We start from the raw sequence: 18,740 nt of genomic DNA on the forward strand, positions 1-18,740 counted from the left end.
TTGTGTCAGGCCGTTCTGACTTCTTCGAACAACTCAGGGTGGCGATCAAGTAGCTTGAGCAATTTGACCAGGGCCAAGGGAGGCTTGGTCTTGCCGTTTTCGTAACGGGAGAATGCATTGACCCCGCCGCCGAATATTTCCGCTGCTTCACGCTGATCAAGTGCCAGCTTCTTGCGTACGGCAGCAATAAATTGCGGGTCGACAGCCGCAGCATTGACCTGCCGATTGAAAGCGAGCATCGCCGCACTGACACGCCGCGACTCTGTATCACTGAGCACCCTCTCAGCGCAGGCAGGGCAGTAATCCCCGGCAACATCAGTCACCCGGGTTGTCTCACCTTTGTAGGTGTACGGCAGATCGCGCCTGGCACTGACCAGCTCAGCCGCGCCACAGGCTGGACATTTCATTTTCACAACTCCTTGAAGGACACGATGAGCACATCATCGATGACCGTCAGTTTCAGGTAGACCCGCCAGCGCCCTGACCGTCGAAAGCCTGCAATGAGGCGTGCCTTTCTCCATGAGCAAATTAACCTAATAGGTTCAATTTGGCAAATAGGTTAATCCATTTGCCCCGCTCTAGAGTCTGCCCGATCAGCGCCCAGGCAGCAGGGAACCATTGTCACAGCAGATGAACTCAGCAGCGCACCGCCTCATCTTCGAAGGGCACCGCTTCACGTGCGCCAAAGTACAGTGCCGTAAGCAAGCCAACCACACCCATGACCAGGCAAAAGCCCACGCACACCCATGGGCTCCACGGCATCAGGGCGATCAGCAGCAATGGCGTGGTGCTCGCCCACAGGGCGTAGGCAATGTTGTAGGTAAAGGAAATGCCCGAGACGCGAATCTGCGCCGGGAACAAGCCGACCATCACCGATGGCACCACCCCCACCACGCCACAAGACAGGCCAGCAATGGCATAGGCCAGCCCGGTCCAGCCCCAGCCAGCCACCAGGCTGGCGTAAAGGCCGGCGATGCCCAAGGGCAGCAGCAGGCTGTAGATCATCAAGGCCCGCCAGGCGCCGATACGGTCCACCAGCAAGCCGGCCAGCACACAACCGATATTGAGAAAAACAATGCCCATGCTGCTCAAGGCGAAGGTGTGCCCGGCACTCATGCCGAAGCGCTGCTGCATCACCGTCGGGGTGATCACCACCAGCACCACCACCGCCGAGGTCAGCACGCAGGTGAGCAGCGCTGCCGGTATCAGCGCCCGGCGATGCTCACGCAACACGGTGCGCAAGGGGAAAGCCGGCGGCTGCTCACGGCGCTCGCGCAAGGCCAGGAACACTGGTGTCTCGCTCAACCAGCGGCGCAGCCAGACGCCGATCACGCCGAATACGCCGCCGAGCAGGAACGGGTAGCGCCAGGCGTAATCGAGGATTTCCTGGGGGCTGAACAGCTGTGCCAGCGCCGTGGCGGTCAGGGCGCCGAGCAGGTAACCGAAGGTCAGCCCTGCCTGCAAAAAACCCAGGGCGTAGCCGCGGCGCCCGGGCGGGGCGTGCTCGGCGACGAAGGTCCAGGCGCTCGGCACCTCGCCCCCTACCGCGGCACCCTGAAGGATGCGCAAGGCCAGCAGGATCAGCGGCGCTGCGTAGCCAATATCGGCATAGGTGGGCATCACCCCGATCAGCAGGCACGGCAAGGCCATCATCAGGATGCTCAGGCTGAACACCCGTTTGCGCCCCAGGTGGTCGGCGAAATGGGCCATCAGGATGCCGCCCAGCGGCCGCGCCAGATAACCGGTTACAAAAATCCCGAAGCTCTGCAGCAAACGCAGCCATTCGGGCATCTGCGGTGGGAAGAACAACTGGCTAAGGGTCAGGGCGAAGAACACGAATATGATGAAGTCGTAGATCTCCAGCGCCCCGCCCAGGGCCGCCAGGCTCAGGGTCTTGTGGTCGCTGCGCGATAGCTGCAGCGGGCGCGCAGGGTCAGTGGCCGTCATAGGGGTATCCGCAAGTGATCGAGTGCCGGTACGACAGGCGCACCAAGGCAAACGCAAGAGGATAGCAAAAGCTACCCGGCCACACCCAGCGCGGCTTCAGGACTGGCGGCAAAACGCGGTTTGGGCCAGGTCCATTCGCCGTGGGTTGTACGCCGGCCTGGCGGTGCGCTCGGGGATGCCCGGCAAATGGCCGATCACCTGCGGCGAGTCAATGATATGCATGAAGGACTGGATGGTCTCGTTGTCCGGAACCTTGGACAGGCTGACATTCACCGCGCGGCGCTGGTTGTCGGGAATCGAGGGGATCTTCAAGTGTTGCGATTCGTACAGCAAGGCGTGCTGGATCAGCGGATTGACCCGGCAGAACCGTTCCAGATCAACGCCGGCATGGCTGGCCAGGTCGATGTTGCCCAGCAGCAGGTTGAACGGTTGCAGTGCGCTCTGCACCAGGCGTTGCAGATCCTCGAAGCTCTCGACCGGGGCTATGCGGTAATAGCCCATGCCATTGAGCATCCGTTCCAGTTGCAGCAACTGCATCGGGTGTTCGTCGGCAATCAGGATCCGCAGCGATTTGTTCGGCATCGTCATGACCAAGGCAGAGAGCGTTAGAGACGTTCCTTGACCATACTGCGCCAGATCATCAATTGCAGGCTATTGGCGGGCACTTCGCCAGAGAGAGGGTCTTTACTGATAGTTGTCGGGAAATCGCCATAAATCAAGCAAGGCCATGACGGAATTTTCACATTTTTTCGACGTTGGCCGGTTACTGCGATTCCCACTGACGCATGCGCAGCCGGCAGTGTTTCATGGCGTTAACAATATGTTTCTCCACCACACTGCGCGAGATGCCCAGGCGCTCGGCGATCTGCGGGTGAGAAAGGCCGTCGAGCTTGCGCAGCAGAAAACTCTCGCGACAAGGCTGACTGAGTTCGGCCAGGGCGCGCTGCATCAGGTCCAGGCGCTGATTGAGGTCCATGCTTTGGGATGGCGCGGGGGTAAAGAAACGCTCATCGCTGTCGAGCACTTCAAGCGGCTCGGACTGGCGCAGCAAACCACGTCGATGCCCATCGATCACAAGATTCAGAGCGGTGCGATAGAGAAACGCCCGGGGATGCTCGATATCGTCTTCACCGTTGCGCTCGAGCACGCGGATATAGGCATCGTGGGCAACGTCTTCAGCCGCCTGCCGGTTACCCAGGCGGGCACAGAGAAAACTCACCAGTTCGCGATAGTAGTTTTCCAACACAACACCTGGCCGCGACATCTGCGGGGGTTCCCTGACTCGTGGTTGAGCGGATCTGAATGATGGCAGTATGCAATAATACAAATTATAATTATTCTCAGCAAGATCAGACCTTGATCCCGGTAAATTCCACGGCCCCCACCTCGTTTACCTGGGAGCCTCCCGTGTCTGCCGTGCCGCTTCGGCAGTGAGATGTCACGGGCCATTCCATCCGGCTGGAACCCTGCATGAAACGCTCATCGAATACTCGTCGCCTGCTGTTGTGCAGTCTCGGCCTGCTCAGCCTGGGCGCCCTGCTCGCCTGGAAAACCCTGCCCGCCGGTGGCGACCCGTTGAGCACCGTTACCGTGACCCGTACCGACATCGAAAGCAGCGTCACGGCCCTGGGTACCTTGCAGCCGCGGCGTTATGTGGACGTGGGTGCCCAGGCCTCCGGGCAGATCCGCAAACTGCACGTCGAGGTGGGAGATCAGGTCAAGGAAGGTCAGTTGCTGGTTGAGATCGACCCCTCCACGCAGCAGGCAAAGCTTGATGCCGGGCGTTTCTCTATCGACAACCTCAAGGCCCAGCTGGATGAACAGAAGGCTCAGTACCAACTGGCCGAGCAACAGTTCAAGCGCCAGCGCAACCTGGCCGCCGGCGGCGCCACCCGCGAGGAAGACGTGCAAAGCGCCCAGGCCCAGTTGAAGGTCACCCAGGCGCGCATCGACATGTACCGCGCACAGATTCGCCAGGCCCAGGCGAGCCTGCGCAGCGACGAGGCTGAGCTGGGTTACACGCGCATTTATGCACCGATGGCCGGCACCGTGGTCGCCGTCGATGCCCGCGAAGGCCAGACCCTTAACGCCCAACAGCAAACCCCGCTGATCCTGCGCATCGCCAAGTTGTCGCCAATGACCGTCTGGGCCCAGGTGTCCGAGGCCGATATCGGCCATGTCAAACCGGGCATGAGCGCCTACTTCACCACCCTGGCCGGCGGCAAGCGCCGCTGGACCAGCAGTGTGCGGCAAATTCTGCCGGTGCCACCCAAACCCCTCGATCAATCCAGCCAGGGCGGTGGCAGCCCGGCCAGCGCCAGTGGTAGCGGCGCCAGCAGCAAAGTGGTGCTCTATACCGTACTGCTGGATGTCGATAACCCGGACAACGCCCTGATGGCAGAGATGACCACCCAGGTGTTCTTCGTTGCCGGGCGTGCCAGCAAGGTGCTCACCGTACCGGTGGCAGCCCTGGATGATCATGCCGACGGCAATGACCTGCGCATTGCCCAGGTGCTCGACAGCAAGGGCAAGGTCAACCAGCGCCAGGTCCGCACCGGCCTCAGCGACCGCTTGCGGGTGCAGGTGCTCGACGGCCTTGCCGAGGGCGAGCGCCTGCTGATCGGCGCACCTGCCGCAAGCGGGGGTTGAATGTCCACGCCCCTGATCGAACTGCGCGACATCCGCAAATCCTACGGTGGTGTCGATACGCCCAAGGTCGAGGTGGTCCGCGGCATCAGCCTGGCCATCCATCCCGGCGAGTTCGTCGCCATTGTCGGCGCCTCCGGCTCCGGCAAGTCGACGCTGATGAACATCCTCGGCTGCCTTGATCGTCCGACCTCAGGCAACTACTACTTCGCCGGCAAGGACGTCGCCGACCTCGACAGCGACGAGCTGGCCTGGTTGCGCCGTGAAGCCTTCGGCTTCGTGTTCCAGGGCTATCACCTGATCGCTTCGGGCTCGGCCCAGGAAAACGTCGAGATGCCGGCCATCTATGCTGGCACCCCCGCCGCCGAACGCCATGCCCGCGCCGCCGCCTTGCTCGAACGCCTGGGCCTGGCCAGCCGCACCGGCAACCGCCCGCACCAGTTGTCTGGCGGCCAGCAACAGCGGGTGTCGATCGCCCGCGCCTTGATGAACGGCGGACACATCATCCTCGCCGACGAACCGACCGGGGCACTGGACAGCCAGAGCGGCGCCGAAGTCATGGCCCTGCTCGACGAACTGGCCAGCCAGGGCCACGTGGTGATCCTGATTACCCACGACCGCGAAGTCGCGGCGCGGGCCAAGCGGGTCATCGAGATTCGTGACGGCCTGGTGCTCAGTGATTCGGCAGAGCAATCTGCTGCTCCCGCCGCCAGCGCTCCCGGCCTGCAAGCCGAAGACCTGCGCCAGCGCCTGAACCTCGGCGCCACTGCCAGCGGCGCCTGGAAAGGCGAGCTGGTCGAAGCCCTGCAGGCGGCCTGGCGGATCATGTGGATCAACCGTTTCCGCACCGCCCTGACCCTGCTCGGGATCGTCATCGGCGTGGCTTCGGTAGTGGTCATGCTGGCCGTCGGCGAAGGCAGCAAGCGCCAGGTCATGGCGCAGATGGCAGCCTTCGGCTCGAACATCCTGTACCTGAGCGGCAGCGCCCCGACACTGCGTGAACCGGCCGGGGTCATCACCCTCGACGATGTCGCCGCAGTATCCAGCCTGCCGCAGGTGAAGATGATCATGCCGGTGATCGGCAACTCGCTGATGGTGCGCTACGGCAACAATAACCAGCAGTTCTATGTGGGTGGCAACAACACCCACTTCAGCGAAATCTTCAATTGGCCGGTGGTCGAAGGCAGCTTCTTCACCGAGGCCGATGAACAGAGCGCGGCAGCCGTGGCGGTCATCGGCCAGAAGGTGCGGGAGAAACTATTTGGAGCCGGTAACGACCCCATCGGCCAGTACATCCTGGTCGAAAACGTGCCCTTCCAGGTGGTCGGCATTCTCGCCGGCAAAGGCGCAAGCTCGGGCGACCAGGACAGCGACGAGCGCATCGTGGTGCCCTACTCGGCCGCCGCCATCCGCCTGTTCGGCAGCCGCAACCCGGAGTACGTGACCATCGCCGCCGCCGACTCACGGCGCGTGGCCGACACGGAAGCGGCCATCGACCACCTGATGCGCAAGCTTCACAACGGCAAGCACGACTATGAACTGACCAACGACGCGGCGCTGATCCAGGCCGAAGCGCGCACGCAGAATACCCTGTCGCTGATGCTCGGCTCGATCGCCGCGATCTCGCTGCTGGTCGGCGGTATCGGGGTGATGAACATCATGCTGATGACGGTGCGCGAGCGTACCCGCGAGATCGGCATCCGCATGGCCACTGGCGCCCGCCAGCGCGACATCCTGCGCCAGTTTCTCAGCGAAGCGGTGCTGCTGTCGATGGTCGGCGGGGTCACCGGCATTGCCCTGGCCCTGTTGATTGGCGGCGTGTTGCTGCTGGCCGATATTGCCGTGGCCTTCTCCTTGCCTGCCGTGCTTGGCGCCTTTGCCTGCGCGGTGGTCACCGGCGTGGTGTTCGGCTTCATGCCCGCGCGCAAAGCCGCCCGCCTCGACCCGGTCAAAGCCCTTACCAGCGAATAATCCATGAACCTGCCCAGCCGTCTCAGTGTCCTGTCGATCAGTTTGGTGCTTGCCGCCTGTACCTCAACCACCCCTGCACCTTCGAGTGGCCTGCAGGCGCCAGCGCAGTGGCAGGGCCAGGCAGCCAGCACCCCGCTGCCCCACGAGAACTGGTGGCAGCAGTTCTCCAGCCCCGCGCTCGATCAACTGATCGAACACGCCCGGCGCAACAGCTTCGATCTGGCCGCTGCCGCCGCGCGTATTCGCCAGGCTCAGGCCTCGGCGGTCATTGCCGGCGCGCCGTTGCTGCCTGAACTCAAGTTCGGCCTGGATGCCAGACGCCAACGCCTGCTGCATGGCAACGGCTTCGACCAACTCGATGCCAGCAGCCGCGAACGCACCAGCACCTCGTTCGGCACCCGCTTGAGCGCCAGCTACGAAGTGGATTTCTGGGGCGGTAAAACGGCCGCACGCGACAGCGCCCTGTTCAACCTCGATGCCAGCCGTTTCGATCGCCAGACCGTCGAGCTGACCTTGCTCAGCGGCGTTGCCAACAGCTACCTGCAGAGCCTGGCCCTGCGTGAGCAGGTGCGTATTGCCCGCCTCAACCTGAGCAACGCCGAGGATGTCCTGCACCTGGTCGAAACCCGCTATCAGTCTGGCTCGGCCACCGCTCTGGAACTGGCCCAGCAACGCAGCCTGGTCGCCGGCCAGCAACGCCAGGTGCCGTTGTTCGAGCAGCAGTTGCAAGAGGCGCGCATCACCCTGGCAACCTTGCTCGGCGAGCCGGTGCAGGCGCTGCCCGCCCTTGAAGAATCAATTACCCGCCTGAACTGGCCGCAGATCGGCAGCGGCGTGCCCAGCGAGCTGCTCAGCCGCCGTCCCGACATTGCCACCGCCGAAGCCAGCCTGGCCGCCGCCCAGGCAGACGTGCAGGTTGCCCGCGCAGCAATGCTGCCGAGCCTGACCCTGGGCGCCGACCTGGGCTCGGGTGCCGACACCTTTGCCCAGGTGCTGCGCAGCCCCTACTACACCCTGAGTGCCGGGCTGGCTGCGCCGATCTTCAACAACGGCCGCCTGCGCGCCGAGCGCGACAAGGCCCGCGCCAAGCAGGACGAACTACTGGAGAATTACCGCAGCAGCATCATCAACGGCTTTGCCGATGTCGAGAAGGCGCTCAATGGCATCAGCGGTGTTGACCAGCAGCGCCAGTCGCAGGATGAGGAAGTGCAGCAGGCGCAGATCGCTTTCACCCTCTCCGAGCGCCGCTACCAGGCCGGCGCCGAGACCCTGCTGACCGTACTGGAAACCCAGCGCACCCTGTACCAGGCGCAAGACCAGCAGGTGCAACTGCGCCTGGCCCGCCTGCAAGGCAGCGTGGCGCTGTACAAGGCATTGGGCGGCGGATGGCAGGTGGTTCGCTAAATCATTGACCTGCCTGCACAAAACCTGTGGGGGCCGGCCTTGCCGGCGATGGCCTGCACAGCAGGCCCAATACAGCCAATCAGCTCACAATCCCGCGCAACGACAAATGCCGCGCATACCAGGGCCGCTGCGGCACCCGGCGCACCAGGTCGCCGATCTTGTCGTCTTCACCAAAGGTAATGCGCAGAGCCAGCTTCATGATCTCGACATCCATTTCCACCGATTTGCCCGGGAACATCCCCGGCGTGGTGCTGCAGCCATGGGTCACCGGCCCCAGCCACGGGTCGTCGACCTCGACCCAGCGCCCCGGGGCGAACCACTGCACGCCATTGACCTCAAGACGCCGAACCTGCCCCGGGTTGTAGCGCTCATGGGCGCGGTACCAATCCTCGATGCGATCATCGATCCAGCCATGGAAACCCCAGAACACCGGGTTGACGTGAGACGAGAACGGATCGCCGAGAAAGTCGTTTTCCGCCTCGTACCAGCGCCCGGCAAAATCAGCCGGGTCCCGGGCAAACGGCACTGGTGCACCGTTGACCGGATCACGTGGCACCGAGGCCCAGCACATGTGCAGCCAATCGTGCAGGTTCATTTCCAGCTCCGAACCGAATGCACCGAGGGTCAGCTTCGACAGGTACAGCGGGTCCTGGTACTGCGATTCCCAGACCTGGAAATTACTGCAGAAGGTCTCGCCGGCCTTGATCGCCGAGACCCATACGCCATAAGCCTCGTCGCCCGGTGCCCGCCAACCGGGCGGTACACAGTAACCGTTATGGTTGTCGTAATAGCGGGCAAAACCCTGGCGGTCGTGTTCGACGCTGGGTTGCGGCAAGGGGAAATGCGGCCATGACGGCAGGTCCTGCATCGACCGCGCCGTACCGAGCATATGCCGGTGCATGAACAGAAAGTCCACCCCCGAGCCATTGCGATGCTTGCGCGGGCCGCGGGCATCACGCTCCTTGTCACGCGGGCCGGGCTGCCAGCCCAGGCCACGCAAGGCACCGTGTTTTTCTTCAGACAGCCGATGCCATTTGTCACGGGTCGCGTGCCAGAGCTGATGGAACAAGCGGTGCTCGGCGCTGATCAGCCAGGCTTGCAACTGCGGAGTATAGGGCAGCCGCTCACGGGCTTCAGGAAACAGGCGCTTGACGGCAACGAAGTGACTGTCGGCCAAGGGCAAGACCATCGAGCGATCCAGCGGTTGCAAGCGGCCACTGAGGGTAGCGCTGCCAGCGTTGCCAAAACTGCCCCAGACTTCATCCAGGCTCGCGGTACATTCATAACCCGGCCCGCCCTGGGTGCTCATCAGCCGCCAGCGCACCGTGGCGGTGGACGCCCCGACCAGGTCGCCAAGCACTCGGTAGGCGGCCGGGGCGTCGCTGCGCAGAACCAGTTCGGTATCGACAAAACCACGCAGGCCACGGCCTTTGGCGGCGACGTCGAGGTACATCTGCAAGCCTTCCACAGGCAGCCCGGCGAGCTCGCCATCGGCACCGCTCAAACGCAAATCCCAGACGCCGCGCAATTGATCGGCCAGGTGCTGGCCAACGGCATCCGCGAGCTCAACGCTGGCCTCGCCGGGGGTGACGATGTCGTCCTGTGGATCGTGGGTCAGTTGCTTGTGCGCGTAATAGGCGGCTGGCACGGTCGCGCCCGCCACCGCCAGGCCCGCTATGAATCCTCGTCGCGAAATCGTCATCGTCCTACCCGTATCAGCCATGAAGCAGGCTTTATCCAAGCTAGGACGTTTCCTGGAGGGGGAAATTTAACCACTGCCGCCCTGTGCTAATTCGATCGGCGGCTATTTCGTTTTCAAGGAACCTCCCTTGGAAAAGGTACCGCCCATGTCAGCCTCCACCTCCCTGACCAACGCCCTGGGCAACGGTCTGCGCAAGCTGGTCGGCAAACCTGCCAGAACCAGTGCCTACGGAGTGTTCGATGTGCAGCTCAAAGCCATCATTGCCCTCAGCCCGTCCCTCAGCCGCTTCGTGTTCAGCGGTGAGGATGTCGGGCAGATGCGTACCCTGGCTGCCGACCAGCGCATCAAGATCTTCTTTCCCTCTGCCGATGGCCAATACCCGAACCTGCCCAAGCAAGGTTCCTGGCAGCAAGCGCGTCGCGGCCTGAGCGCCGAGCAGAGCCCGCCGATGCGTACCTACACCATCCGCGACCTGCGCCGCGAGGCACTGGAAGTGGATGTCGACTTCGTCCTGCACGGCGTCAACGGCCCGGCATCGACCTGGGCGACCCAGGCACGCATCGGCGATCGCCTGCAGATGGTCGCCCCGAACCTGGCCTTCGACGCCGACCCCGGCGGCTACGAATGGCGCCCCCCGAAGAACCTGCGCAACCTGCTGCTGATCGGCGATGAAACCGCCCTGCCGGCAATTGCCGGCATCCTCGAGCAGGTGGCCGCAGACCTGCCCGAAGTCCCGGTACAGGCGTTCATCGAAGTCCCCTGCGAAGCCGATTGCCTCGACCTGACCTGCAGCCGCGCCACCGAACTGAACTGGCTGCCGCGCGAAGTGCTGCACTGCACCCACGGCGAAGCGATGATCCATGCCATCCGCGAGCTGGCGCGCCTGCCGGCAGCCGCAGCGCGTACAGGTGCGAAGGTCGCCCTGGAGGAGGTCGATATCGACCGGCAGATCCTCTGGGAACTGGCTCAACCCGGCAACGGCGACTTCTATGCCTGGATCGCCGGCGAGTCGGCAGCGGTGATGAATATCCGTCGCTACCTGATCACCGAGCGCGGGCTGGATCGCAGCGCCCTGACGCTGATGGGCTACTGGCGCGCGGGTCGCACGTTCGACTGAGGGCCATAAAAAGGGCTCTTCACTGAATCCTGGGTTGGGGGGCGCGAGCTTATCCATTCGCTGTGGCGCTGCTGCCGACCCCTTCCGCCTTTACGGCGGCCTACTTTTCTCTTGGGAAAAGTAGGCAAAACCGCTTGCTCCTGCATACGGCCCTACGCTGCGCTTCGGGTCCCCTCGCTACGGCACCTTCCGGGGCATCGCGGCCTACGACTTGCTACGCCAAGTCTACGTCTCGCGTCTTCGGCTGACGCCGAAGGTGCTGCGCACCGCCCCTGCAGGCACCTACGCTCGGCCTCCTGAAGTCGCATTTCGTGGCGCCTGGAAGTACGCGCATGAACATCAAGATGAAGCAAGTTGGTACTCGTTTTGCCAGCGGGCTTGTCCCGCTCCTGCGTCAGCATGGCTTTGCCAGCATCTGCTTTCGCAGATACGTCAGTGCAGGCGCCGCCCGTAACTTCGCGACTTCAGGAGGCTGAGCGTAGGTGTCTGGAGGGGGCTGGTGCGTAGCACCCTTCGGCCCAGGCCGAAGTCGCGAGACGTAGACTTGGCGAAGCAAGTCGTAGGCCGCGATGCCCCTGGAAGGCACCGTAGCGAAGGAACCCGGAGCGCAGCGTAGGGCCGTATGCTGGAGCGAGCGGTTTTGCCTACCTTTTCCCAAGAGAAAAGTAGGCCGCCGTAAGGGCGGAAGGGGCCGGCAGCGGCGCCACAGTGAATGGATAAGCTCGCAGCCTCAACATCCCAACCCAACCCAACCCAACCCAACCCAAGAATCATAGTCCCCAGGATAGCGTCAAGATCCATAAAAAAGCCCGGTGCACTGCCCCGGGCTTTTACATGCCTGGGCCGTTTACAGTCTGGCCACCGCCGCAGCAACCGCCCGAGCAAAGCGCGCCGCCACCTCATCAACCTGCTCGGCAGTAATGATCAGCGGCGGCAGGAAACGCACCACGGCGCCCTGACGCCCGCCCAGTTCCAGAATCAGCCCACGCTTCAGGCATTCACGCTGCACCAGCGGTGCTAGACGCGGGCAGACCGGCGGATGCCCCTGGGCATCGAGCTGCCCTTGCGGATCAACCAGCTCGACCCCCAGCATCAGGCCACGGCCACGAATATCCCCCAACTGCGCGAAGTCCGCCTGCAAGCGGCGCAGATGACCGGCCAGGCGTTCGCCCATGGCCTGGGCATGGCTGCACAGGTCGTGTGACTTGAGGTAGTTGATCACCGCCGAGCCTGCGGCCATGGCCATCTGGTTGCCACGGAAAGTACCGGCGTGCGCCCCCGGCTGCCAGGTGTCCAGCCACTGGCGATAGACCACCACCGCCAACGGCAGGCTGCCGCCAATGGCCTTGGACAGCACCACCACATCCGGAGTGATGCCTGCATGCTCGAAGGCAAACATTTTGCCGGTGCGGGCAAAGCCACTCTGGATCTCGTCGACGATCAGCGCCACACCGGCCTTCTCGGTAATGCGCCGCACACCGCGCAGCCATTCGATGTCCGCCGGGATCACCCCACCTTCACCCTGGACCACTTCGACGATCACCGCCGCCGGCAGTTGCACGCCGCTCTCCGGGTCGCTGAGCAGGTTTTCCAGGTAGTGCAGGTTGACCTTCACGCCCTCTTCGCCGCCCAGCCCGAAAGGGCAGCGATAGTCATAAGGGTACGGCAGGAACTGCACGCCATTGGCCAGCAAGGCGGCCAGCGGCTTCTTCGGCCCCAGGCTGCCCATCAGGCTCAGGGCGCCCTGGGACATGCCGTGGTAGCCGCCCTGGAACGACAGCACGGTGTTACGCCCGGTAGCGGTGCGCACCAGTTTCAACGCCGCTTCCACCGCGTCGGTGCCGGTCGGCCCGCAAAACTGGATCTTCGCTTCGCCGCGCAGTTGCTCGGGCAGCAGGCTGAACAGGTCCTGGACGAACTGGTCCTTGACCGGCGTGGTCAGGTCCAGGGTGTGCAGCGGCAGTTCATCGGCCAGCACCTGCTGGATCGCTTCGATCACCAGCGGATGGTTATGCCCCAGCGCCAGGGTCCCGGCGCCGGCCAGACAGTCGATGAACTGACGCCCTTCTACGTCTTCGACATAGATGCCACGGGCGCGCTTGAGCGCCAGCGGAATGCGCCGCGGGTAACTGCGGGCATTGGATTCCTGCAGGCTCTGGCGGGCCAGCAACGGCGACTCATTGAATGCATAAAGTGTTTCAGCAGCGTCTGCGGTGGAAGACACCGGCAGCGCCTGGGCAAGGCTGATAGCGACTGACATCTGGGAAACCCTCGCAAGCAAGCGGATGTGCCCGTCACGCGCCTGTTGCCAGAGGAGTGCGGGTTGTTATCGCTTGAAAAACGCTTCAGCGCCCTGCGGATTTAGCCGATGCCCATCAACGCTGCGGATTTTTTCAACTGCTGCTTTGCACTTACCGGTTACGACGGGTTTGCACGCAACGGAATGTGCAACAACACCCGCAAGCCATCGCTGCGGCTGTCAAAGCGCAAGCTGCCGGCACAGCGCTGGACGATCGCCTGGACAATCGCCAGGCCCAACCCGCATCCGCCGCTCTGGCTATGGCGCCAGAAGCGCTCGGTCAGGTGCTCGATGTCCTGTTCGGGAATACCGGGGCCGTGATCGCGCACCAAAAATGCCACCCGGTCCTGTTCCATCTGCACTGCCAGCTCCACCGGTTCGCTGCCACGGGTATGACGCAGGGCGTTGTCGAGCAGGTTGCGTAGGGCCGTGACCGCCAGTGGCGTGGGCATCCCGAGGTAGAGCTGGGCGGCGCCGGGCGCCAACTGCAGATCGATGCGCCCGGTGTTGTCGACCCCGGTGTCCAGGATTGCCTGGCGGGCGATCTGCTCGGCGTTGCACTGCAGGCCGTCTTCAAACGACAGTCGGCCTTCCACCCGGGCCAGCAGCAACAGTTGTTCAAGAGTCCGGTGCAGACGATCGGCGCCCTGCTCGGCGTGTTCAAGGGCCTGCTCGCGCACCTCGCCGTCGGTCATCCGTGCCACCTGCAGGTGGGTTTTGATCGCGGTCAGCGGGCTGCGCAGCTCATGGGCGGCATCATCGGTCAGGCGCCGTTCGCGCTCGATGGTCTGGCCAATGCGCAAAAACAGCTGGTTCTGGGTTTCCAGCAAGGGTTGCAGCTCACTGGGCAAGCCGCGCACCTGCAAGGGCTCAAGGGAGTCCGGGCTGCGCCGGCGCAAGGCATCGCGCATCCGGTTGAGCGGCGCCAGCCCCTTGCCAACACCCATCCACAGCAAGCCGAGGCTGCCGAGCAAGGCCATCAGCACCGGTGCCGAGGCCGCCAGCAGGATCGAACGGTTGAGGGCCTCGCGCTCCTGATGGCGGTCGGCGGTGGTAATGCGCACATCGCCATGGGCATAGGTGAAACTGCGCCAGCGAGCGCCGTCGATGGTCTGGTCGCGAAACCCGCTGCGCTGGTCGTCGAGGGGCTGCTCATTATTGTGGCTGCGGGCAAGAATCTCGCCGCGCAGCGAGCTGACCTGGCAGGCCATGCCGTCGACGCTCAACTGGTCGGCGCTCAGGCGCGTGCCCTCGCCCTTGCTCGACAGCGGTTGCGGCAACTGGTCGACCAGGCCGGCAACCATGCGTGCCGATGCCACCAGGCGCTGGTCGAGGGAGAACATCATCTGCATGCGCAGGTCGCGCAGCATCCACGCCGCGGCCAGCACCCAGATGACGATGAAGGCAGTGCCCAGGATCAGGGTCAGGCGCAAACGCAGGGTCATGCTTGCGGCTCCTCCGGCAGTTGCGCCGGGCCCAGGCGATAACCCAGGCCGCGCACGGTTTCGACGATACCGTTGCCCAGTTTGCGCCGCAGGTGATGGATATGCACGTTCAGGGCGTTGCTCTCGACCTCGTCGCCAAAGCCATAGACGCTGTCCTTGAGCTGTTCGCTGGAGAGCACCCGGCCACGGTTGTGCAGCAGCGCCTGCAATAGCGCCTGCTCGCGCCGCGACAGGTCGACCGGGCGGCCACCCAGGCAGGTTTCGCGGCTGCTGGGGTCGTAGCTTAGCGGGCCATGCTCGATGATGTTCACCGCTCGCCCGGCGGCGCGGCGCAGCAAGGTGTGCAGACGTGCGGCCAGTTCACGCAGGTCGAACGGCTTGAGCAGGTAATCGTCGCCACCGGCCTGCAGGCCCTCGACCCGGTCAGTGACCGCATCGCGGGCGGTGAGGATCAGCACCGGCAGCTCATGGCCCTGCTGGCGCAGGCGCTGCAGCAGCTTGAGGCCGTCTTCGTCGGGCAGGCCGAGGTCGAGCACCATGACGTCGAACGCCGCGGCCTGGAGCATGGCCTGGGCCGCGCCGGCGCTGGCCACCCGGTCGACGGTCATGCCCTGGGCGCCCAGGCCGGCGCTGATGCCGCTGGCGATCAGGTCATCATCCTCGCAGAGCAGTACGTGCATGGTCGGGTCTCGATCTTAAAAGGCTTATTCAAGCCCAGGCGGATTAACCCAGGATTATGCCGCGCCAGGCCACAGCCGTCGCGGCCTTGGCGACAGCCGTCAGCCAACGGGTTAACTTTCGGTTAATCGGACTGGGCCAAGCTGAGCCCTTCATCGCATTGCCAAGGCGTCGACATGCGCGTTTTTCTGTTTGCCCTGATGTTCCTGCTAAGCGGCCTGAGCCAGGCCAACCCCTTTGCCCAGAGCGATTTCCTGCCGGTCAACAAGGCCTTCGTGTTCAGCAGCGAACGCCTGGAGTCGGGGCAAATGCGCCTGCACTGGCAGATCACCGATGGTTACTACCTGTACCAGAAACGCCTGAAATTCGACGGCCTGGCCTCCGAGCAGCAACCGCAACTGCCACCCGCCCTGCCCCACAGCGATGAGTACTTTGGTGAAACCCAGGTCTACCGTGGCGAGCTCGAGCTGATCCTGCCCGCCAGCGCCAGCGGCGAACTGCGCATGGGCTGGCAGGGCTGCGCCGACGCCGGGCTGTGCTACCCGCCACAAACCAGTGTGGTCAGCCTGGGTGGTACAAGCGCCGCCGCGCAGGCCAGCGACCAGGCCCTGGCCGGCGGCCTGCAACAGTCGACCCTGGCCTGGAACCTGCTGGCCTTCCTCGGTCTGGGCCTGCTGCTGGCCTTCACCCCGTGCTCGTTGCCGATGCTGCCGATTCTCGCAGGTCTGGTACTGGGCAGTGGTGCCAGTGCCCGCCGCGGCTGGTTGCTGGCCAGCGTCTATGTGCTGAGCATGGCCCTGGTCTACGCCGCCCTGGGCGTGGTTGCCGCATTGCTGGGCGCAAGCTTTCAGGCCTGGCTGCAGCAACCCTGGCTGCTGGGCACCCTGGCCGGGCTGTTCGTGCTACTGGCCCTGCCGATGTTCGGCGCCTTCGAGCTGCAGCTACCTGTATGGATCCGCGACCGCCTGGAGCGTGCCGGGAATGGCACCCGCGGCGGCAACCTGTACGGCGCGGCCTTGCTCGGGGCCTTGTCGGGCCTGCTGATGGGCCCGTGCATGACCGCACCGCTGGCCGGCGCCCTGCTGTACATCGCCCAGAGCGGCAATGCCGTGCATGGCGGCCTGGTACTGTTCACCCTCGGCCTGGGCATGGGCCTGCCGTTGCTGTTGCTGGTCACCCTCGGCAACCGCTACCTGCCGCGCCCGGGCGCCTGGATGAACCGGGTCAAGGGCCTGTTCGGCTTCGTCTTCCTGGCCATGGCCCTGTATACCCTGCGTGCGGTGCTGGAGCCTTCGCTGTGGCTGGGCCTGGCCGGTGCCTGGCTAATCGCCCTGGCCTGGGCTGCGTGGCCGGCCTTGCAAGCTATGCGGGCGCTTCGGGCACTGTCGCTGCTGCTGGGCTTGTGGGGCAGCCTGTTGGTCGTCGGCGCGGCAGCCGGTGGCAACGACCCCTGGCAGCCGCTGCAGCCGTTCACCGCCGCCAGCGCGCCAATGGGCCTTGCCGTGCCGCATGATGCCTTCACCACCGTCAGCCAGCCGGCCGAACTGCAGCGCGAGCTGGAGGCGGCCAAGGCCCAGGGCCAGTGGGTGATGCTCGACTACTATGCTGACTGGTGCGTGTCGTGCAAGGTCATGGAGAAACAGGTGTTCGCCCGCGCCGACGTACTGGCGGCGCTTGGCGGCGTGCGCCTGCTGCGCCTGGATGTGACCGCCGACGCACCGTCCAGTCGCGAGTTGCTGCAGCGCTACCAGGTCCCGGGCCCGCCCAGCCTGATCTGGATCGGCCCGGAGGGCAACGAGCGCCGGGCCCGGCGCATCACCGGTGAAATCGATGCGGCGAACTTCCTCCAACACTGGGCCGCTACCCGGAGCCAAGGATGATGCTGACCGTCGCACTCGGGCCACTGACCATGGCCCTGAACCACCTGCTGCTGATCTGCGCCCTGGCCCTGGCCAGCCTTGTTGGCTGGCGCGTCGCCAAGCGCGGCGGCGACAACCCCGAGTCGGTGCTGTTCGGCCTGTTCCTGCTCGGCCTGCTCAGTGCGCGCCTGGGCTTTGTCATCCAGTACTGGGCGATGTACCGCGAAGACCTGCTGCAGGTCATCGACCTGCGCGATGGCGGCTTTCTGCTCTGGCCAGGCCTGCTGGCGGTAGCCATCGGCGCCTTCTGCCTCGGCTATCGCCGCCCGGCCCTGCGCCGGCCGCTGGGCTGGGGCCTGCTCAGCGGTGGCCTGTTCTGGCTGCTCGGCAGCCTGGCCAGCCACCTGTATGACCAGGGCACTCAACTGCCGGAAATGAGCTTGCGCAAGGCCAGTGGCCAGTCCGTCGAGCTCACCGACTACCGCGGCAAGCCACTGGTGATCAACCTCTGGGCTACCTGGTGCCCGCCGTGCCGGCGCGAGATGCCGGTGCTGCAACAGGCCCAGGGTGATTACCCGGACATCACCTTCCTGTTCGTCAACCAGGGCGAGGCGCCACAGACCGTGGTCACCTTCCTCGCCACCACCGGCCTTAATCTGTCCCACGTGCTGTTCGACAGCGGCGGCCAGCTGGCGCAGAAGGTCGGCTCCATGGCCTTGCCCACCACCTTGTTCTATAACGCCGAGGGTCGCCTGGTCGGCAGCCATCTTGGCGAGCTGTCGCGGGCCAGCCTCAGCCATGCCCTGCAATCTTTCGAGCACGCGCCCGCGCCTGCCGCCCCATCCCCCACAAGGAACGTCGCATGCGATCTCTGCTGAAACTGCCCCTCACCCTGGCCGTGGGCCTGATGACCAGCCAGCTGGCGCTGGCTGAAACACTCCCCAAGGCCATCCAGCAACTGGAGGCCAAAGGCGCAAAAATCAAAGGCAGCTTCGACGCCCCCGATGGCCTGCGTGGCTACGCGGCCGAATACCAGAACCGCGGCCTGGCACTGTACCTGACCGCCGATGGCAAGCATGTGCTGGTGGGCAGCCTGTTCGACGAGCAAGGCAAGGACCTGAGCCAGGCGCCGCTGGAAAAACTGGTGTACGCCCCCATGGCCAAGGAGGTCTGGGCAAAGATGGAAAAAACCGCCTGGATCGCCGACGGCAAGGCCGATGCACCACGCATCGTCTACCTGTTCAGCGACCCCAATTGCCCGTACTGCAACATGTTCTGGCAGCAGGCGCGGCCCTGGGTCGAATCGGGCAAGGTGCAGTTGCGGCACATCATGGTCGGTATCATCCGCGAAGACAGCCCGGGCAAATCGGCCGCCCTGCTGGCCAGCAAGGACCCGGCCAAGGCCCTGGCGCAACATGAAAAGGCCGGCAAGGCCAGTACCCTCAAGGCCTTGGACAAGGTTCCCGAAGCGGTACAAGCCAAGCTCGACGCCAACCTCGCGGTCATGGAAGAACTCGGTTTGTCAGCAACCCCGGCGATCTTCTACCTCGACGACCAGCAGCAACTGCAAACCCAACAGGGCGCTCCGCGTCCGGAGCTGCTGGGCAAGATCCTCGGCAAGCGTTGAGCACGCGATTGATGTAACAACAGGGCGGTCACGGCGTCTTGAGGA

At 64.3% G+C, this 18,740-nt stretch carries 16 protein-coding genes; 8 read left to right on the forward strand and 8 right to left on the reverse strand.

Annotated features, from left to right (window positions below):
• Window positions 1–5: 5 nt before the first annotated feature.
• From BLR26_RS21545 to BLR26_RS21560, 4 genes are all read right to left on the reverse strand, one after another.
• Entirely contained in the window at window positions 6–407 is a 402-nt protein-coding gene (locus tag BLR26_RS21545; RefSeq protein WP_045200518.1) for a type II TA system antitoxin MqsA family protein, read from the reverse strand.
• Between the two features lie 229 nt (window positions 408–636).
• Entirely contained in the window at window positions 637–1,947 is a 1,311-nt protein-coding gene (locus BLR26_RS21550) for an MFS transporter (RefSeq protein WP_093385367.1), read from the reverse strand.
• 96 nt (window positions 1,948–2,043) lie between these two features.
• The gene (locus tag BLR26_RS21555; protein WP_045200513.1) at window positions 2,044–2,529 is read right to left on the reverse strand and encodes a hypothetical protein; all 486 of its coding nucleotides are present in this window, start codon (window positions 2,527–2,529) and stop codon (window positions 2,044–2,046) included.
• Between the two features lie 181 nt (window positions 2,530–2,710).
• The gene (locus BLR26_RS21560) at window positions 2,711–3,190 is read right to left on the reverse strand and encodes a sigma-70 family RNA polymerase sigma factor (RefSeq protein ID WP_093387632.1); all 480 of its coding nucleotides are present in this window, start codon (window positions 3,188–3,190) and stop codon (window positions 2,711–2,713) included.
• Window positions 3,191–3,417: 227 nt separating this feature from the next.
• Between BLR26_RS21560 and BLR26_RS21565 the strand changes: the two genes are divergently transcribed.
• The 3 genes from BLR26_RS21565 to BLR26_RS21575 are packed head-to-tail and all read left to right on the forward strand — an operon-like array spanning window position 3,418 to window position 7,968.
• On the forward strand, window positions 3,418–4,596 hold the full coding sequence (locus BLR26_RS21565) for an efflux RND transporter periplasmic adaptor subunit (RefSeq protein ID WP_093385371.1): 1,179 nt from the start codon (window positions 3,418–3,420) through the stop codon (window positions 4,594–4,596).
• Complete coding sequence (locus tag BLR26_RS21570) at window positions 4,597–6,564, forward strand: MacB family efflux pump subunit (protein ID WP_093385375.1); 1,968 nt, start codon at window positions 4,597–4,599, stop codon at window positions 6,562–6,564.
• Between the two features lie 3 nt (window positions 6,565–6,567).
• A complete protein-coding gene (locus BLR26_RS21575) occupies window positions 6,568–7,968 on the forward strand; it encodes an efflux transporter outer membrane subunit (protein WP_093385380.1) in 1,401 nt (466 codons plus the stop codon).
• A 79-nt stretch (window positions 7,969–8,047) separates the two neighbouring features.
• Here the strand turns inward: BLR26_RS21575 and BLR26_RS21580 are convergent, their stop codons facing one another.
• Window positions 8,048–9,670, reverse strand: coding sequence for a pyoverdine maturation tyrosinase PvdP (locus BLR26_RS21580; RefSeq protein ID WP_093385385.1), 1,623 nt, complete (start codon window positions 9,668–9,670; stop codon window positions 8,048–8,050).
• A gap of 145 nt (window positions 9,671–9,815) precedes the next feature.
• On the opposite strand from BLR26_RS21580, the gene BLR26_RS21585 reads away from it, so the two are divergent.
• The gene (locus tag BLR26_RS21585; protein ID WP_093387635.1) at window positions 9,816–10,787 is read left to right on the forward strand and encodes a siderophore-interacting protein; all 972 of its coding nucleotides are present in this window, start codon (window positions 9,816–9,818) and stop codon (window positions 10,785–10,787) included.
• Window positions 10,788–11,119: 332 nt separating this feature from the next.
• Window positions 11,120–11,263, forward strand: coding sequence for a hypothetical protein (locus BLR26_RS27365; RefSeq protein ID WP_176794282.1), 144 nt, complete (start codon window positions 11,120–11,122; stop codon window positions 11,261–11,263).
• Window positions 11,264–11,634: 371 nt separating this feature from the next.
• Here BLR26_RS27365 and BLR26_RS21590 read toward each other — a convergent pair whose 3' ends face one another.
• The 3 genes from BLR26_RS21590 to BLR26_RS21600 all read right to left on the reverse strand — a co-directional run bounded on the left by BLR26_RS21590 (window position 11,635) and on the right by BLR26_RS21600 (window position 15,211).
• A complete protein-coding gene (locus tag BLR26_RS21590; RefSeq protein ID WP_093385389.1) occupies window positions 11,635–13,047 on the reverse strand; it encodes an aspartate aminotransferase family protein in 1,413 nt (470 codons plus the stop codon).
• A gap of 158 nt (window positions 13,048–13,205) precedes the next feature.
• Complete coding sequence (locus BLR26_RS21595) at window positions 13,206–14,531, reverse strand: ATP-binding protein (RefSeq protein WP_093385393.1); 1,326 nt, start codon at window positions 14,529–14,531, stop codon at window positions 13,206–13,208.
• On the reverse strand, window positions 14,528–15,211 hold the full coding sequence (locus BLR26_RS21600) for a response regulator (RefSeq protein WP_045200496.1): 684 nt from the start codon (window positions 15,209–15,211) through the stop codon (window positions 14,528–14,530). Before BLR26_RS21600 ends, BLR26_RS21595 begins: the two co-directional genes overlap by 4 nt.
• Before the next feature lie 174 nt (window positions 15,212–15,385).
• Here BLR26_RS21600 and dsbD point away from each other — a divergent pair, with 174 nt between their 5' ends.
• Genes dsbD through dsbG form a run of 3 tightly spaced genes read left to right on the forward strand, consistent with a single transcriptional unit; the run spans window position 15,386 to window position 18,695 of the window.
• Complete coding sequence (gene dsbD, locus BLR26_RS21605) at window positions 15,386–17,089, forward strand: protein-disulfide reductase DsbD (RefSeq protein ID WP_093385397.1); 1,704 nt, start codon at window positions 15,386–15,388, stop codon at window positions 17,087–17,089.
• Entirely contained in the window at window positions 17,089–17,946 is an 858-nt protein-coding gene (locus BLR26_RS21610; RefSeq protein WP_045200576.1) for a TlpA family protein disulfide reductase, read from the forward strand. Before dsbD ends, BLR26_RS21610 begins: the two co-directional genes overlap by 1 nt.
• Window positions 17,931–18,695 carry a thiol:disulfide interchange protein DsbG gene (gene dsbG / locus BLR26_RS21615; RefSeq protein WP_045200491.1) on the forward strand — a complete coding sequence of 255 codons (765 nt, stop codon included), beginning with the start codon at window positions 17,931–17,933 and terminating at the stop codon, window positions 18,693–18,695. Before BLR26_RS21610 ends, dsbG begins: the two co-directional genes overlap by 16 nt.
• The last annotated feature ends 45 nt before the right edge of the window (window positions 18,696–18,740 follow it).

It is taken from the genome of Pseudomonas sp. UC 17F4, from assembly GCF_900101695.1.
Taxonomy (GTDB): domain Bacteria; phylum Pseudomonadota; class Gammaproteobacteria; order Pseudomonadales; family Pseudomonadaceae; genus Aquipseudomonas.

Bases quoted from the DNA above. Each gene is read 5' to 3' on its own strand.
- BLR26_RS21545 (WP_045200518.1), bottom strand. From the start codon at position 407: ATGAAATGTCCAGCCTGTGGCGCGGCTGAGCTGGTCAGTGCCAGGCGC.
- BLR26_RS21550 (WP_093385367.1), bottom strand. From the start codon at position 1,947: ATGACGGCCACTGACCCTGCGCGCCCGCTGCAGCTATCGCGCAGCGAC.
- BLR26_RS21555 (WP_045200513.1), bottom strand. From the start codon at position 2,529: ATGCCGAACAAATCGCTGCGGATCCTGATTGCCGACGAACACCCGATG.
- BLR26_RS21565 (WP_093385371.1), top strand. From the start codon at position 3,418: ATGAAACGCTCATCGAATACTCGTCGCCTGCTGTTGTGCAGTCTCGGC.
- BLR26_RS21570 (WP_093385375.1), top strand. From the start codon at position 4,597: ATGTCCACGCCCCTGATCGAACTGCGCGACATCCGCAAATCCTACGGT.
- BLR26_RS21575 (WP_093385380.1), top strand. From the start codon at position 6,568: ATGAACCTGCCCAGCCGTCTCAGTGTCCTGTCGATCAGTTTGGTGCTT.
- BLR26_RS21580 (WP_093385385.1), bottom strand. From the start codon at position 9,670: ATGACGATTTCGCGACGAGGATTCATAGCGGGCCTGGCGGTGGCGGGC.
- BLR26_RS21585 (WP_093387635.1), top strand. From the start codon at position 9,816: ATGTCAGCCTCCACCTCCCTGACCAACGCCCTGGGCAACGGTCTGCGC.
- BLR26_RS27365 (WP_176794282.1), top strand. From the start codon at position 11,120: ATGAACATCAAGATGAAGCAAGTTGGTACTCGTTTTGCCAGCGGGCTT.
- BLR26_RS21590 (WP_093385389.1), bottom strand. From the start codon at position 13,047: ATGTCAGTCGCTATCAGCCTTGCCCAGGCGCTGCCGGTGTCTTCCACC.
- BLR26_RS21595 (WP_093385393.1), bottom strand. From the start codon at position 14,531: ATGACCCTGCGTTTGCGCCTGACCCTGATCCTGGGCACTGCCTTCATC.
- BLR26_RS21600 (WP_045200496.1), bottom strand. From the start codon at position 15,211: ATGCACGTACTGCTCTGCGAGGATGATGACCTGATCGCCAGCGGCATC.
- dsbD (WP_093385397.1), top strand. From the start codon at position 15,386: ATGCGCGTTTTTCTGTTTGCCCTGATGTTCCTGCTAAGCGGCCTGAGC.
- BLR26_RS21610 (WP_045200576.1), top strand. From the start codon at position 17,089: ATGCTGACCGTCGCACTCGGGCCACTGACCATGGCCCTGAACCACCTG.
- dsbG (WP_045200491.1), top strand. From the start codon at position 17,931: ATGCGATCTCTGCTGAAACTGCCCCTCACCCTGGCCGTGGGCCTGATG.